A 15138-nucleotide genomic window follows, 5' to 3' on the forward strand; every position below is an offset into this window, starting at 1 on the left:
TCTCATTCTTCCTCCTCTGTCGCCGCACTATGGCGCGTCGGAGTATGCCATCGACACATCCCGTAAAGTGTGAGAAACGTGGCATGGACGGTAAGAGTGATAGGCCCCGTCCGGATCAGTGTCTTCGGCGGCGGGTGAGGCGGAGGGCGGGTTTCTCGACGGCGTAGAAGCTGAGGGCCGCCGCCACCAGGGTCAGGGTGGTGATGACGGGGAACGCGGTGAGAAAGCCGCCGGTGAAGGCGGCGTGGCCGGTGGCCTTGTACCAGGTGACGGAGACCGCGAGCTGCCAGAGGAAGACGCCGTAGGAGATCCGGCCCAGGAAGCGCATGACGCGGTTGCCGAGGATCCGGTCGACGCCGGAGTCGTCCGGCCCGGCGAGGGCGACCGGGGCGACGAAGAAGGCCGCGACCAGGCCGTACAGCAGGACGCGCAGCTCCGACGTCCAGGTCGAGTCGAGGGTGACCAGGTCGGTGGGGCCGGTGAGCGGGGACGCCGCGACGCAGTAGAGGACCCCGGCGATGGCCCAGCAGGTCCCCCACGAGTGCGCGATCGTACGGCAGAACCGGAGCGGCGCCGCGGCGCCCGTACGGGCCCAGACCGTCACCACGGACAGCGCCATGCCGATCGCGAACCAGGCGAAGTAGCGGGGCAGGAACACGCCGAGCTGGACGGACAGGCGGGGCGTGAACATGAAGATCGTGAAGACGCACGAGACCGCCGCGTACGCCGCGATGGCCCGGAGCAGGCGCCGGGCCCGCCGGTCCACGTCCTCGCCGCGCCGGCGGGCGTACCGGCCGAGGAGGGCGGCGGTGACGGGCAGCAGCGCGTACCAGGCGGCCTCGACCGTGAGGCTCCACATCTGGCCGAGCCCGGAGGGGCCCAGGTAGGTACCCCACCAGGGATGCGGGTCGTAGGTGTAGGTCAGCGTCAGCAGCTTCAGCCAGGTCCACGGGTCACGCGTGTGCTCCGTCAGGATGGTCGCCATCACGAAGCCGACGACGAGCCAGTACGCGGGCAGGATGCGGACGGCGCGCCGCCACAGGAAACGGCCCGTACGAGGGTGGCGGTGGCCGTCGAGCAGCAGTGCCGCGGCCCACGGGCGGTACAGCAGCAGGCCGGACAGGGTGAAGAAGACCGGGACGCCGATCCCGGCCCCGGACAGCAGCCAGGCCGTCAGGTCGCTCCTGAAGGTGTGGCCCGTGTCGGCGGCGATGTGGAAGAGGAGCACCGCGAGCGCGGCGACGGCTCGGACGCCGTCCAGGGCGTCCTGGTGGCCGGAGATCCTGGGCAGGTCGGCGGTCGGGCCCGGCGTCCGCTCGTCGGCGCGCGTCGTGGTCATCGAACCTTGCGCAGCACCAGGAGGAGGTTCCAGGTGAGGAACTCCCGGACGCCGGGGACTCGGACCACCGGAGCGGCCCAGCCGGGGAGGTAGCGCGGCGTCGCCGCCTCGATGGTGACGTCGTCTCGGCGGCGTGCCCAGGCGAGGGCGGCGCCGACCGACACGGGGTGGAGGGTCTGGCCGTACCGGTTCTTGGGCGGCCGGCCGTGCCGCAGCTCGTAGCGCCGGGCGGCCCGGTGTCCGCCGAGGTAGTGCCAGGGCGAGGTCTCGTGGCCGCCCCAGGGGGACAGCCAGTTGGTGAAGGCGAGGAAGACGACGCCGCCGGGGCGGACGACGCGGATCATCTCGTCACCCTTCCGCCACGGATCAGGAACGTGTTCCAGGACGTTGGAGGAGAGGCAGGCGTCGACGGAGCCGGAGGCGAGGGGCAGGCTCAGCGCCGTGCCGAGGACGGTGCCCGGAGGCGGCGGGCCGTGCAGGGTCGTCTCCCCGGCGTCGCATTCGATGCCGACGCACCGGGCGCCCGCGTCGCGCAGCGCGGCGGTGAAGAATCCGGGGCCGCTCCCGACGTCCGCCACGATCGCGCCGTCCAGCGTGACGTACCGCGCGAGCTGGGCGATCGTGTCGGCGGCCAGCAGCCGGTAGAACCCCTCCGGGTCGGACTGCTCGTCGCGGAACGCGCGCAGCAGGCGTACCGAACGGGCGAGCGTCGCGCGGTGAGGGGCAGGCGGCAAGGAGACCTCCGGCGGAGTGAGGGTGCGATCCTACGCCCCGGTAACGTACTCATCACGGCAGATCGCCCCAACCCCGCATCAACCCCACGGTCTTCTAGAATTCGGTTTCACTCGTGTGGAGGTCAAGGTGCGGCGTAACGTCGGATTGGTCCTGACCGGTACCGCGACGTTCTTCCTCGCGTTCGCCGCGCTGGTGCGCTTCTACGTCGCGGACCAGGTCATCGCCGCCCCCGCCAACTTCTTCCAGCAGACCACGCTGGAGGCGGCCGACGCCTCGTACCTGGACACCGCCACCCTGAAGATCCGCAAGGGCGCACACCTGCGGGCGGTCAACACCATCCGGGGCGACGTACGGGCGGCGAGCCGGAAGACCGCCGTCTGGGACTCCTTCACCTCCATCGAGGATCCGGCCACGAAGAAGAGCGTGGAGATCCAGCAGCAGCGCGCGGCCTTCGACCGCCGGACCGGCGCGCTCGAGAACGTCCAGGGCGCGTCGGTGGGCGGCGACACGAGCGTCCGGCAGTCCGGGGTCGGACTGTTCTGGCCGATCGGCGTCGGAAAGCGCTCCTACCCGTACTTCGACCTGTCGACGAAGCGGACGTGGCCCGCGACGTTCGAGGGGGAGGAACGGATCCACGGCCTCAGGGCGTACCGCTTCGTCCAGCGCGTCCCCCCGACCGTGACGGAGTCGGTCAAGGGCGGTCTCCCCGCCTCGCTGCTGAAGGTGAAGAACCCCAAGCGCCTTCCGGGCTATGACAAGAAGACCGGGAACGTCGCCGTGGACCGTGTCTACGACGCGACCGTCACGATCTGGGTCGACCCGCGCACCGGCGGCCAGGTGAACCAGGAGCAGAAGGTCAGGACCGCGCTGCGTACCAGGGACGGGGTGGACCGGCTCGTCGCCGCCGACCTGGACCTGAAGATGGTCGACGCCGGCCAGAGGTCCCTCGTCGACCTCAACCGGAGCCAGGCGTTCAAGATCACGCTGCTGCGGACGGCCGGGCCCCTCGGCGGGGCGGGCCTCGGGCTCGTGCTGCTCGTCGTCGGCCTGGTGCTGGCCATCCCCGGGCGCCAGACGATCATCCCGCTGCCCGACCGCGCCGAGGGCGGCGGGAACACGACGAAGGCGGACGGCCTGAGCCAGGCCGCCCGCCCTCGTTCCGACGGCTGATCAGCCGTCGATGCGGTGCTGCGTCCAGAAGGACGTCAGGTCGGTGGAGGTCGCGGCCTGGGCCGCCGCCTTGAACTCGGCCGTCGTCGAGACGCCGTACCAGTGGGACTGCGCGTAGGAGCGCAGCAGGGTGGTCATCGCCGTCGTCCCGATCAGCCGGCGCAGGTCGTGGAGCGCGCACTTGCCGTAGGTGTACACCACGGTGCCGTACCGGCTGGAGTGCGCGTCCCAGTACGCCATCGAGTTGCTGATCTTCTCGGCGGAGGACGCCCAGGACACGTTGTTCCAGCAGCCCGAGCCGGTGATGCCCTGGTACACGTCGGTGGAGTAGTCGGCGAAGGCCTCGTCCAGCCACGGGTTGTTGTACTCGTCGTCGCCGACGATGCCGTACCACCACTGGTGCGCCAGCTCGTGCGCGAGCGCCGTCGAGCTGACCAGGTCGAGGATGAAGCCGGGGTACTCCATGCCCCCGAACCAGAAGTTGTTGTCCAGGATGACGTCGACCTCGCCGTACGGGTAGGCGCCGAACCGCCCGCTGTGCGCGTCGATCGCCGACGTCGCCGTGTTCAGCATCGACTGCGCGGAACTCGAACTGATCGAGCTCACCCGGTAGACGTTGACCTTCACGCCATTGGGCGAGGTGCCGGAGATGACGCTGTACGGCCCGGCCCCCCACGCGAAGTCGCGGACCTTCGTCGCGGTCGCCGTGGTGACCGTACGGCCGGAGGAACCGGGCGTGTCCACGGACGTGCCGGTCGCCGGGACGCTGATCGAGCTGGGGTGGTCGAGCGTGACCTTGAAGTCACTGGCGAGGCTGTAGAACGACTCGCCGTTGTTGGTGTATGGGTCGAGGTGCCAGCCCGCGCCGTCCCGGATGGCCAGGACTGGCAGGGCGTTGCCGATGAAGCTGTACGACCCGTCGTGCCCGAACCGGTCGGCCCCGCTCGGGACCGCGATGCTCAGGTCGAACCCGATCGACCCGCTCTGCCCCTGGCTCAGCGGGCTCGGCAGCGTGACCTTCAGCGCCGTGCAGCTCACCTCGAGTGAGCCGGCGGTGCCGCCGGTGACGTTCGACACCGTGATCGGCGTCTGCGGGCAGCTGCCGTGGTAGTTGTCCCACAGCCGCAGGTAGACCTCGGTGAGCGGGGTCGCCGAGGCGTTGGTGAAGCTCACGCTCTCGTGCCCGGTCCAGGTCGAACCGCTGCTGTTGCTGGTCAGGTTCACCGTGTACGACGGCGTCGCCGGCGTCCGTACGGTGTCGGCGGCCGCCCTGGCGACGGGGGCCGGGTGCGGGGCGGAGGCGTGGGCCGCGACCGCAGGGCTCAGCGCGGTCGCCGCCGAGGCGATGACCGCGATCAAAGTTTTCTTCAACTGAAACTCCTGGTGATGAAGAGGGCCCCACGCGATGAACGCGCGGGGCCCCGATGGATCACGGTCAGGATGCGTTGATGGCGACGTCGTCGATCACGAAGCTGGTCTGCAGGCCCGAGTCCTCGGTGCCGCTGAACGATAGCGTCACCGTCTGTCCTGCGTAGGACGACACGTCGAAGGTCTTCTGGACGTATCCGGAGGCGGCGTTGACGTTGCTGTAGGTGGCGAGGGTGGTGGTGCCGGTCTTGACCGTGAGCTTGTCGTAGACGGTGCTGCCGGTCTCGCTGGTGTCGATGTGGAGCCAGAAGCTGAGTGAGGCCTTGCATCCGGCGGGGATGGTCACCGACTGGGTGGCGCTGTCGGTGTGGGTGGAGCCGTATCCGTCGAGCCAGGCGAGGTAGCTGCCGGTGTGGGCGGTCTCACCGCTGCCGCTGGCCGACACGACGCCGGAGGTCGTCGTCCAGGGTGTGGTGCCGCTCTCGAAGCCGCCGTTGGTGACCTTGTTGCCGGGCGAGGAGCACCCGCCGCCGACCGCGTTCACCGTCCACGTGAAGGTGGTGCTGCCGGTCAGGTTGGAGGTGTTCTTCGCCGTCACGGTGACCGAGGAGGTCCCGGCCGTGGTCGGCGTGCCGGAGATGGCGCCGGTGGAGGCGTTGATCGACAGACCGGCGGGCAGTCCCGTCGCGCTGTAGGTCAGCGTCTGGCCGTTCGGGTCCGTGGCCTGGATCTGCAGGCTCGCCGCCGTGCCGACCGTGCTCGTCTGGTTGCCCGGGTTGGTCACCGTCGGGGCGCCGGGCTGGCCGGGGCAGGTGCCGGGGACCGGGTCGCTGCCGGTGACGCTGACCGCCGCCCAGGCGGCGTCCACGGTGTTGTACTCGGTGCAGTGCGTGCCGTACAGGTCCGCCGCGGCCTTCAGCGAGTCGGTGCGCGCGTTGGCGTAGGTCTCGTTGCTGTTGGCGTACGACGCGAGTGCCTTGTACCAGATCTTGCCGGCCTTGTCGTTGCCGATGCCGGTGACCGTGGAGCTGTTGCACGTCGGGCTGTTGCCGTACCCGTGGTCGCCGCTGCCGACGGCCAGCAGGAAGAACCAGTGGGCCAGTGGGCCGAGCGAGTAGTGCGGGTCCAGCGAGCCGTTGCCGCTCGTGTAGCAGTTCGGCGAGGTGCCGTCGAGCGAGGGCTGGTACATGTAGCGCAGCGGCTTGTTGTCGCCGTTGATGTTGATCAGCTCGCCCATGGTGTAGTCAGGCGTGTCCTTGGCGTTGTTCGCGTAGAACTCGACCATGGTGCCGAAGATGTCGCTGGTGCCCTCGTTCATGCCACCGGTCTCGCCGTTCTCACCCCAGTTGGTGAGCGCGCCGCTGACGCCGTGGCTCATCTCGTGGCCGGCGACGTCGATCTCGACGAGCGGCCGGGCGTTCCCCGAGCCGTCGCCGTACGTCATCTGGGTGCCGTCCCAGAAGGCGTTGACGTAGGCGCTCCCGTAGTGGGTGCGGGACGGCACACCCGCGCCGTTACCGAAGATGCCGCTACGGCCCTGGACGTTCTTGTAGTAGTCGAACGTCTCCGCCGCGCCGTAGTGCGCGTCGACGCCGGCCGAGGCCGCGTCGCTGTTCGTGCCGTTGCCGAACGTTCCGGTGGAGTTGCTGAAGGTCGTCCCGGTGCCGCTCGTCGCGTGGTTCAGGTTCGTGGTGTACCCGTTGCCGTGCGAGGGGTCCTTCATCGTCCAGGTGCTGCCGGACTGGGTGAGGTCGATCGGCACCGTGCCGCTGTAGATCGAGTTCCCGGTGCCCGCGGTGAGGGTCGTCGCGCCGCCGTTCGGCGCGGCTTGGGCGCGCTCGGCGGCGCGCTGCTGGGCCGGCGACAGGAAGGTGTCGACCTCGTCCCGCTGGGTCACCACCTTGCCCTTGACCGCGTCCACCAGCACGTGCAGGACGCTCGGCGTACGGTCGGCGCGCGTGCCGCGTACGACGGTCTCCCACACCAGCTGCGAGGACCGGCCGGAGGACCACACGGCGAGGTGCGGCCTGCCGACCGCGGAGACCGTGCCCTTGAGCCGCCCGCGCGAGGTACGGGCCGCGTCGGCGGCGGCGACGTGCGGGGTCGTGGAGACCGCGGCGGCGGGGGTGGCCGTGTTCAGTCCGCGGTAGGCCCCGCCGGCCTTGAGGTGCACGACGAGGTCGCCGCCGTAGACCGGCAGGCCGTGGAACGTCCGGTCGAACCGGACGTCGGCGGCGCCGTTCTTGGCCACGACGACCGTGCGCGGAGTGAAGGCGTCACCCGACTTCACGTGGGCGCTGCCCTTGTGCGCGGCGAGGGCCTTGCGGGCGTCGGCGATGGCCTGCTTACGGGTGCTGGGGGACGGGTTCGCCGTGAAGTCGTTCGGCGTGAACGCCGAATGTCCCGCCGGCTGTGGTTTGGCGGGGGCTTTGGCGGGAACTTGGGACGGGGCGGCGGCGGCGATGGGCGCCGTCAGCAGTCCGCCGGCGACGGCGAGGACGGCCGTGGCCGACACCGTCGCGATGCGTCGTTTGGACATGGGCGGAGGATCCTTTCGCCAAAGGGGGTGGGTCCGCGTCTTCGCGGGCAGGCGGAAGGGACAGGGGCGGGCCCTCCGGGGTCGGAGGACCTTGGGCAGAGTGTCCGTTTCCGATGGGACGCTGAAAAGCCCCTTCACGGAGCCGTAGGGAAATCCCTACGCAGGCCGGTCCTCCGCGGGCGGCACGGCGATCTTGCGAGTGAGGCCGACCCGGGAACGCACTCCGAGCTTGCGGTACGACCTGGTCAGCGCCGCTTCGACGGTCTTGATGCTGACGAACAGCCGGCCCGCGATCTCCCGGTTGGTCGCCCCTTCGGCGACCAGCGTCGCGACCCGGCGTTCCATGCCGGACAACGCGTGCAACGGGTCACCGTCCCCGGTCGACGGCGGGACACCGAGGTCGAGCCGGTCCAGTTCGGAGGTCACCGCGGCGATCCACGGCGCGGCCTTGGCGCGCAACAGCACCCTGCGCGCCCCGCGCAGGGCCTCCCTCGCCGCGACGGCGTTCTCGCTCCGCAGGTAGAGGCGGCCGAGTTCGAGCCGGGCCCGGCCCTCGTCCAGCGGATAGGGCAGCGCCGCCAGGGCGGCGACGGCCCGCTCCATCCCCCGTACGGCGCCGTCCGTGTCACCCCGCGCGGCCGTCACGAGAGCGGTGGCCCGGTCCAGAGTGGCCAGTACGCTCGGCCGGCCCAGCCGGACGGCGTCCCGCCTCGTCTCCTCGATCAGCTGTTCCGCCTCCGCGATCTCCCCGATCGCCGTCAGGGCCTCGGCGAGGTCGGCGTGCCAGCGCCGCAGCCCCGGCTCGGCCAGGCCCTGTGCCGTCTCCAGGCCGCGTACCCGGCGAAGGGCGCCGACGGCGCCGGCCGGATCACCGCGCAGCAGCCGGATGTGGCCGAGGGCGTGCAGCGTCGTCGGCAGGAACAGCAGGTCACCGTCGTCCTCGCTGTGTCCGACGGCCCGTTCGGCGGCTGCCAGGCCACGGTGCGGCGAGCCGCCCGCGGCCTCCGCGAACGCGACCGCGCACCAGGCCGGTCCCTGGCTCAGCTCGCTGTCCTCGGCCAGCCGCAGGCACTGGTAGGCCAGGTCGAGGGCACGGTCGCAGCGGCCACGCGCCATCTCGACCTGCGCGGAGGCGTACAGGCACATGAACAGGCTCTCCACCGCGCCGCGCTGGCGCACCGCGTAGGTCAGCGACCGCAGCTCGCCGCGCGCCTCCTCCAGCCGGTCGTGCAGGAGGTGGTGCCGGTAGCGCAGGTAGACCGGGCCGTTGTGACCCAGCCGGATCGCCGGATCCTGGGGGCCGGCCAGCGCCCGCGCCATCGTCCGTTCCGCCTCCGGCGATCCGATGTGGAACTCCGCGAGGGCCTGGCTGGTCAGGGCCAGCAGTTCGGTGTTGCGGTCGCCCGCCTCCGCCGCCAGGCGTGCCGCCGTCGCCGCCTCCGCGCGCGCCCTCGGCGCCGACCCCTTGACGAGCCAGGCCCGCCAGGCGAGGCGGTAGCGCAGCGGCGCGAGGAGCGCCGGATCGTCCCGCGCGTCGGCCAGCGCGCGCGGGAACACGTCGTCGACCTCGGCCAGCGCCTGACCGCAGGAGTCCAGCAGCACGATCCACGCCCGCACCCGCTCGGCGGGCAGCGCCTCCGCCGCCAGGACGTCCTCGGCGATGCCCCGCGCCATCGCGAACTCCCCGGCGGCGAGGGCGTCCTCGGCGGCGGTGAGCCGCAGCTCCGGCTCGGCCTCCGGCTTGGTGGTGCGTTCGGCGGCCAGCAGGCCGAGCCGCGCGGCGGCGGCACGGGCCCCGCGCCGGCGGGCGGCGGTGGCGGCCTCGCTCAGCGTCTCGGCGACCTGCGGGTCCCGGCCCGGGGCGACCGCCGCGAGGTGGCGGGCGCGTTCGACCGGATCGGTGACGACGTCGGCAAGGGCCGCGTGGGCGGCGAGCCGGTCCCGCTCGGCCGACTCCGCGTACAGCACCGCTGACAGCAGCGGGTGCGTGAACCGGACCGCGTCGCCCGGTGCGACGATGCCGGCGTGCCGCGCCTCGGCGATGTCGGCGGCGGCCTCCGGCCGCCCCGCGGCGCGCAGCAGGGTGAGCGTCGGCCGGGCCGCCGCGCAGGCGATGAGCAGCGTCTTCCGCGTCCCGGAGGACAGGGCCAGCAGGCGTCCCATCATGAGCGTGCGCAGCCCGTCGGGGACCGGCAGCGGCGCCCCCGGATCGAGGGGCTCGCCGTGGTCCGCCAGGGCCCGGCCCAGCTCCAGCGCGAAGAACGGGTTGCCGTCGCTGGCCCGGTGCACCTTCGCCAGGACCGCGCGCGGCAGTCCCAGGTCACCGAGGAGCCCGCCGACCTCCGCGACGGTCATCGGGGGGACGGGCAGGGTCAGTACGGGCGGCGGGCACAGCCCCGGCGGGTCCTGCGAGTCGCCCGGCCCCGTACGCAGGCCGGTCAGGGCCCGCAGCGGGAGCCCGCCGGCGCGCCGGGCGATGAACGCCAGCAGCTCCGCGCTCGGCGCGTCCAGCCACTGCGCGTCGTCGACGACGAGCAGCACCGGCCCGGCGGCGCACAGGGTCCGGAACGCCGCCAGCACGGCGACGCGCAGGCCGAGGACGTCGCGCTCGCCGACCGGGTCGTCGCCGCGCAGCAGCGCGGACTCCAGGACGGCCCGCTGGTGCTTCGGGAGCGTCTCCAGGAGGTCGTCACCGGTCTCGGCCAGCAGGTCGATGAGGCCCAGGAACGGCAGGTGGCGTTCGGTCTCCGACAGCGAGCAGCGCAGCACCTGGTGATCGGTGAACTGACCGGCCAGGGTCGCCAGCAGGGTCGACTTGCCGATTCCGGCCGGACCGGTCAGGACGACGCTGCCGCCGGCGGTGAGGTGGTCGCGGGCGCGGGCGAGGAGGGGCTCGCGGTTCACCAGGGCAGGCGGCCGCGGTCCCCTGGCCGGCGGTCGTGTCACCGCAGGCGGGGCGGCCGTTCCGTTGGCTGATCCGAACGCATCGGTCATCCGTTCTGGCCCTCCGGGCGCCGCTCCCAGCGTGAGAGCCCCGAGCGGGCAAGCTAACAATCGGTCATACGGCCGTCAACACCCCTAGTTCGGGCATCCGGTGGAGTGGGCCTGCTACGTGTTACAGAGCAGCAGCTGGATTGAGGGGAGAGTCGAGCGAAGAAAGACAACTAGAACGTGTTGCAGTTTCATGGATCGGCTCTTATGGTCGGGACTGTGCGGACACGGGTAACGGAACTCTTCGGCATCGAGTATCCGATCTTCGCTTTCAGCCACTGTCGTGACGTCGTCGCCGCGGTCAGCCGCGCCGGCGGCATGGGCGTCCTCGGCGCGCTCTACTTCACGCCCGAACAGCTGGAGACCGAGCTCAACTGGATCGACGAGCACGTCGGCGGCAAGCCGTACGGAGTCGACGTCGTCATGCCCGCCAAGTACGAGGGCGCGGACCTCGGCGACGCCGGCGAGCTGCTCGGCAAGCTCCAGGGCATGATCCCCGAGCGCCACCGGCAGTTCGTCAACGACCTCCTCGAACGCCACGGCGTCGACCCGCTCACCGAGGAGGGCGCCGGCCACTACCTCCTCGGCTGGACCGACGCCACCGCCCGCCCCCAGGTCGAGGTGGCGCTCAAGCACCCCATCGCCCTCCTGGCCAACGCGCTCGGCCCGCCCCCGGCGGACGTCGTCGAGCAGGCGCACCAGCACGGCGTGAAGGTCGCGGGCCTGGCCAGCAACGCCCGGCACGCCCGCAAGCAGGTCGAGGTCGGCGTCGACATCATCGTCGCCCAGGGCACCGAGGCCGGCGGCCACACCGGCGACGTGTCCACGATCGTCCTCATCCCCGAGGTCGTCGACGCCGTCGGCCCCGACACCATCGTGCTCGCCGCGGGCGGAATCGGCCGCGGCCGCCAGCTCGCGGCCGGCCTCGCGCTCGGCGCCGAGGGTGCGTGGACCGGCTCGATCTGGCTCACCGTCGAGGAGGCGGACACGCCCGAGGGCTCCCGCGACAGGCTCCTCGCCGCGACCTCCCGCGACACGGTGCGCTCCCGCTCCTGGACGGGCAAGCCCGCGCGGATGCTCAAGACCGCGTGGACCGACGCGTGGGAGTCGCCGGAGTCGCCCGGCACCCTGCCGATGCCCATGCAGTTCATGCTCATCTCCGACGCCCTCCGCCGGATCAACCGCGCCGGCGCGGGGGAGCTGACCACCTTCCCCGTCGGCCAGATCGTCGGCTCGATGAACCAGGTCAAGAGCACCTCCCAGGTGATCTACGACCTCATCGAGGAGTACGTCGAGACGATGGAGCGCCTGAACACCCTCACCGAGGGCTGACCTCAGATCCGCGATCGCGGCCCCGGCGCACGGGCGGGTCCGGCCACCCGCGCGCCGGGGCCCCCGGTCACCACGGGTCCACCGGCCCGCCCCGCACGAGTCCCGTACAGAAGACTCGGCGAACGCGGCCGGACCGCTGCGATTCCTCCCAAGCCGTCACCTTCGGGCGGTCGCCCCGCCGACGTTCACCGAGCCTTCCGCTCGGCCGCCGATGCACGGCAGACGCCGCGCTCCGGGGAACTCGGCTCAGGCCGACTGGACGGCGTCGATCTCGGCGAGGATCGCCCGCTTGCGGCCCTCTCCCAAGAAGGACGCACGGACGCCGTTGCGGGCCAGGTCGGCGAGCTCCTTCCGGCCGAGCCCCAGATCGCGTGCCGCCACCCGGTACTCGTTGGTCAGGGTCGTGCCGAACATCGGCGGGTCGTCGCTGTTCAACGTCACGTACAGGCCCTCCGCGAGCATGCGGGGGAGCGGGTGCGCGGCGACGTCCGGCACCTGTTTGGTGCACACGTTGGAAGTCGGGCAGACTTCGAGCGGGAGCTGCGTCTCTCGCAGGTACGCGACGAGCTCCGGGTCGTCCAGGCAGCTGAGGCCGTGCCCGATCCGCTCCGCCTTCAGCTCGCGGATCGCCTCCCAGATCGTCTCCGGCCCGGTCATCTCCCCGGCGTGCGGCACGCTGTGCAGACCGGCGTCCACCGCCGCGCGGAACGCGTCGCGGATCGCCCGCTCATGCCCGAGGCGGTCCTGCTCGATGCCGCCGATGCCGAAGCCGACGAGCTTCTCCGGCGGGTGGTTCAGCGCGTGGTCGGCGGTCGCGCGCGCCGCGTCGTCGCCGAACTCACCGGGGATGTCGAAGACGTACGCGACCTCGATCCGGTCGGCGACCTCCCGCGCCGCCAGGTCGAGCGCCTCGGTCACCGCCGGCATCGTCATGCCGACCGACACGTGCGAGTACGGGGTGACGGTCAGCTCCACATAGCGGACGTTCTGCGCCGCCAGGTCCCGAGCCACGCCGGTGACCAGCGTCGCGACGTCCTCCGGCTCCCGTACGAGACCGTTGACCGCGAAGTAGACCTCGGCGAAGTGCGGGAAGTCGCGGAACTCGAAGAACTCCCGCAGGTCCGCCTCGTTCGTCGGCACACGGTGGTCCGTGTGCCGACGCGCGAGCTCCAGCACCGTGGGCACGGACGCCGAACCGACCAGATGAACGTGAAGTTCGACCTTGGGCAGCGCGTTGATGAAGTCATCTGTAACGGTCATGGCCGGAAGCTAACAGCGCCCGATCAGCCCAGGCCAGAGATTTCGGTCGAAGCTGACGCGGATTGGTCAGTTTCCGCTCAGCGTGCTCCAGCCGCGGTCACCAGCGGAGCAGCCAGGCGAGGACGCGGCCGGCGATGAGATAGACGCCGGCGGCGAACAGCCAGTTCTCCGTCAGCTCCCTGCGGGCGTCGGCGTTGCGGAAGACGTCGTGGAACGGGGTCGCCAGCCAGGTGCCGGCCCGCAGTAGCCCGTGGACGATGTGGTTGTGCGGGTTGGCCCCGCCCCACGTCAGCGCGATGCCGAACAGCAGGACGAGCGTGACGGTCCACGCCACGAGCCACACGAACGCGCTCAGCCTGTCGTGCCGCTGGAAGCGCCGGACCCGTGTGGTGTTCCAGCGTCGGGCTCGGGTGTCGCCGGCCGCCTGCGTCGAACTCGCCTCGGCCGCCGGCTCGCGCCGCCGCCGCCATATCTGAGTGGCCATCTGTATTTCCTCCTCCAGAGGGCCCCCGGGGGGCTTCTTCTGCCCAGGTTGTCCCTCCGAAAAAAGCCACTAAACGGTCACTTTATGTAATCGCCTGCGGCGACCGATGTGACCTGGCATGTTGAGCAGCCGAATCGAAGGTTCGTTCGCCCTCGACCCGCGGAAGGAGAGAGGCGTTTCGCGCGTAGGAGGGTGCGTTGTCCTGGTGCGCTTTCGTCGATGAGTCCGAGTCCAACCGCAAACTCGACCCCGACGTCTACATCCTCGTAGCGTCGATCATGGCGTCAGATATCCGAGAGAGCGTGCGGGAAGTGATGGCATGCCTGAGGCTGCCTGGCGAGCATAAGGTGCACTGGTACCACGAATCGGACAAGCGGCGTCGCATTCTTATCGAGACGGTGATCTCCCTTGAGGTCCTCCATCTCGCTGTCGTGCGCACCGGGGCAGTCGGGGAGACGTCGGAGCGTCGCCGGCGTAAGTGCATGGAGCGTCTGTTCTTCGAATTGTCTGCGATGGGTGCACACAAGATCATTTTCGAGGCGCGCGAGGCAAGGCAGAGCCGTAATGACCTTAACCTCGTCAAGGCGCTACGATCGCGGCGGGAGATACACGCCGACATTCGGGTTGATCATCTATCTGGCCCCAGGGAACCGCTTCTTTGGATTCCGGACTTGGTGGCGGGTGCAGTCGTGGCCGCACGCTGCGGGGATCGTTCCTACCTTGACCAGATTGCGCCGCTGGTCACCGTCTGCGTGGTGGAGGCATAAAAAGCCGCGAACCCGGGACCCCACCGTCCAGCGGGAACTTCCCGGGCTCACTTCCTGACCCGCTTCGCGAAGCGGCGGCGTTGCTACTAAGTGTGCTTCCCTCGAGGCTCTGCGTCAACTGGAATCTCGAAACGCCTGACGAAGTGGGACGGCCAGAGCCGGGTGAAGCCTTCCGAAGCGCGCAGTGACGGCGTCGCGGGGGCGCGCCGGGCTACTCGCCCTTGAAGACGGCGGGGCGCTTCTCCTTGAAGGCGAGGGAGCCTTCCTTGGCGTCGTTCGAGCCGATGACCGGCCAGCCGAGTTCGTCGGAGATCGTCAGGGCCTCGTCCTCAGGTAGGCCCTCGGTCCTGCGGTAGGTCTCCAGGATCGCCTGGACGGCAAGAGGACCGCAGGAGGCGATCTCGTCGGCGATCTCACGGGCGGTCTTCAGGGCCTGGCCGTCCGGGACGATCCGGTTGATCAAGCCCATCCGCAGGGCCTCGTCCGGGGTCACGGACCGGGCGGTGAGCAGGATGTCCATCGCGAAGGCGTACGGGATCTGGCGGGGGAGCCTGATGGCGCAGCCGCCCATGGGGAACAGGCCGCGCTTGGCCTCGTACAGCCCCAGCGTCGCGCCCTCGGCGACGACGCGGAGGTCGGTGCCGACGAGCAGTTCGGTCCCGCCGGCCACCGCGTACCCCTCGATCGCGCTGATCAGCGGTTTCTTGGGCCGGGAGTCCCGTAGCAGGCCCTTCCAGTGGAAGTTCTCGATCTCGGCGGCGCGCTGCCGTACCCGCTCGTCCTCCGACGGGCGGCCCATGGCCTTGAGGTCGGCGCCCGCGCAGAACTGGCCGTCGGCCCCGGTGAGGATCCCGACGCGTACGTCCGGGGTATCGGAGACGTAGGCCCACGCGTCGGCCATGCCGACGAGCATGTCGGTGCTGAGGGCGTTGCGGGCCTCGGGCCGGTTCATGGTCACGATCACGACGTGGCCGTCGCGCTCGACCGTGCAGTGCGGGGTGCTGATGGGCAGTCGTTCCGCCATTGCCGTCCTCCCTGCTCGCGGCCGCGTACGAGGTCACGCGACACCTAAAACAAGAACGGATTCTAGTGACGCGCGTCGCACTTCAACAGGGCTTGCCCGACAAAACGAGAACGTGATCTACTGCGGGCG

The 15138-nt window shown here is 70.7% G+C and carries 11 protein-coding genes; 3 read left to right on the forward strand and 8 right to left on the reverse strand.

The genetic code is table 11. The features are described from left to right. Nucleotides 1-115: 115 nt before the first annotated feature. Entirely contained in the window at nucleotides 116-1339 is a 1224-nt protein-coding gene (locus tag NE236_RS13480) for an acyltransferase family protein (protein WP_252842278.1), read from the reverse strand. Beyond that, nucleotides 1336-2073: a class I SAM-dependent methyltransferase gene (locus NE236_RS13485; protein ID WP_252842279.1), complete on the reverse strand. Its 738-nt coding sequence runs from the start codon at nucleotides 2071-2073 to the stop codon at nucleotides 1336-1338. The genes NE236_RS13480 and NE236_RS13485 overlap by 4 nt, the downstream gene beginning before the upstream one ends. Before the next feature lie 127 nt (nucleotides 2074-2200). Between NE236_RS13485 and pgfA the strand changes: the two genes are divergently transcribed. Further along, the gene (pgfA, locus tag NE236_RS13490) at nucleotides 2201-3244 is read left to right on the forward strand and encodes a cell envelope lipid trafficking protein PgfA (RefSeq protein WP_252842280.1); all 1044 of its coding nucleotides are present in this window, start codon (nucleotides 2201-2203) and stop codon (nucleotides 3242-3244) included. Here the strand turns inward: pgfA and NE236_RS13495 are convergent, their stop codons facing one another. The 3 genes from NE236_RS13495 to NE236_RS13505 all read right to left on the reverse strand — a co-directional run bounded on the left by NE236_RS13495 (nucleotide 3245) and on the right by NE236_RS13505 (nucleotide 10055). Next, nucleotides 3245-4615 (reverse strand): M1 family metallopeptidase, encoded by a 1371-nt coding sequence (locus NE236_RS13495; RefSeq protein ID WP_252842281.1) that lies wholly within the window; start codon nucleotides 4613-4615, stop codon nucleotides 3245-3247. 64 nt (nucleotides 4616-4679) lie between these two features. Then, nucleotides 4680-7151 (reverse strand): M4 family metallopeptidase, encoded by a 2472-nt coding sequence (locus NE236_RS13500; RefSeq protein WP_252842282.1) that lies wholly within the window; start codon nucleotides 7149-7151, stop codon nucleotides 4680-4682. Nucleotides 7152-7307: 156 nt separating this feature from the next. Beyond that, the gene (locus tag NE236_RS13505) at nucleotides 7308-10055 is read right to left on the reverse strand and encodes an AAA family ATPase (RefSeq protein WP_252842283.1); all 2748 of its coding nucleotides are present in this window, start codon (nucleotides 10053-10055) and stop codon (nucleotides 7308-7310) included. A gap of 306 nt (nucleotides 10056-10361) precedes the next feature. On the opposite strand from NE236_RS13505, the gene NE236_RS13510 reads away from it, so the two are divergent. Continuing rightward, a complete protein-coding gene (locus NE236_RS13510) occupies nucleotides 10362-11474 on the forward strand; it encodes an NAD(P)H-dependent flavin oxidoreductase (protein ID WP_252842284.1) in 1113 nt (370 codons plus the stop codon). Nucleotides 11475-11720: 246 nt separating this feature from the next. Here NE236_RS13510 and add read toward each other — a convergent pair whose 3' ends face one another. Then, nucleotides 11721-12734 (reverse strand): adenosine deaminase, encoded by a 1014-nt coding sequence (gene add / locus NE236_RS13515; RefSeq protein WP_252842285.1) that lies wholly within the window; start codon nucleotides 12732-12734, stop codon nucleotides 11721-11723. Nucleotides 12735-12831: 97 nt separating this feature from the next. Continuing rightward, entirely contained in the window at nucleotides 12832-13218 is a 387-nt protein-coding gene (locus NE236_RS13520) for a hypothetical protein (protein WP_252842286.1), read from the reverse strand. 197 nt (nucleotides 13219-13415) lie between these two features. Between NE236_RS13520 and NE236_RS13525 the strand changes: the two genes are divergently transcribed. Beyond that, nucleotides 13416-13985 (forward strand): hypothetical protein, encoded by a 570-nt coding sequence (locus NE236_RS13525; protein ID WP_252842287.1) that lies wholly within the window; start codon nucleotides 13416-13418, stop codon nucleotides 13983-13985. A 211-nt stretch (nucleotides 13986-14196) separates the two neighbouring features. On the opposite strand, the gene NE236_RS13530 is transcribed toward NE236_RS13525, so the two are convergent. Then, nucleotides 14197-15009: a crotonase/enoyl-CoA hydratase family protein gene (locus NE236_RS13530; RefSeq protein WP_252842288.1), complete on the reverse strand. Its 813-nt coding sequence runs from the start codon at nucleotides 15007-15009 to the stop codon at nucleotides 14197-14199. Nucleotides 15010-15138 lie beyond the last annotated feature (129 nt).

Origin of the sequence: Actinoallomurus purpureus, from assembly GCF_024055795.1 — a bacterium.
Classification (GTDB): Bacteria; Actinomycetota; Actinomycetes; order Streptosporangiales; family Streptosporangiaceae; genus Actinoallomurus; species Actinoallomurus purpureus.

Excerpts from the sequence above, each read along its gene's own strand:
- NE236_RS13480 (WP_252842278.1), bottom strand. The coding sequence starts at position 1,339 with ATGACCACGACGCGCGCCGACGAGCGGACGCCGGGCCCGACCGCCGAC.
- NE236_RS13500 (WP_252842282.1), bottom strand. The coding sequence starts at position 7,151 with ATGTCCAAACGACGCATCGCGACGGTGTCGGCCACGGCCGTCCTCGCC.
- NE236_RS13520 (WP_252842286.1), bottom strand. The coding sequence starts at position 13,218 with ATGGCCACTCAGATATGGCGGCGGCGGCGCGAGCCGGCGGCCGAGGCG.
- add (WP_252842285.1), bottom strand. The coding sequence starts at position 12,734 with ATGACCGTTACAGATGACTTCATCAACGCGCTGCCCAAGGTCGAACTT.
- NE236_RS13530 (WP_252842288.1), bottom strand. The coding sequence starts at position 15,009 with ATGGCGGAACGACTGCCCATCAGCACCCCGCACTGCACGGTCGAGCGC.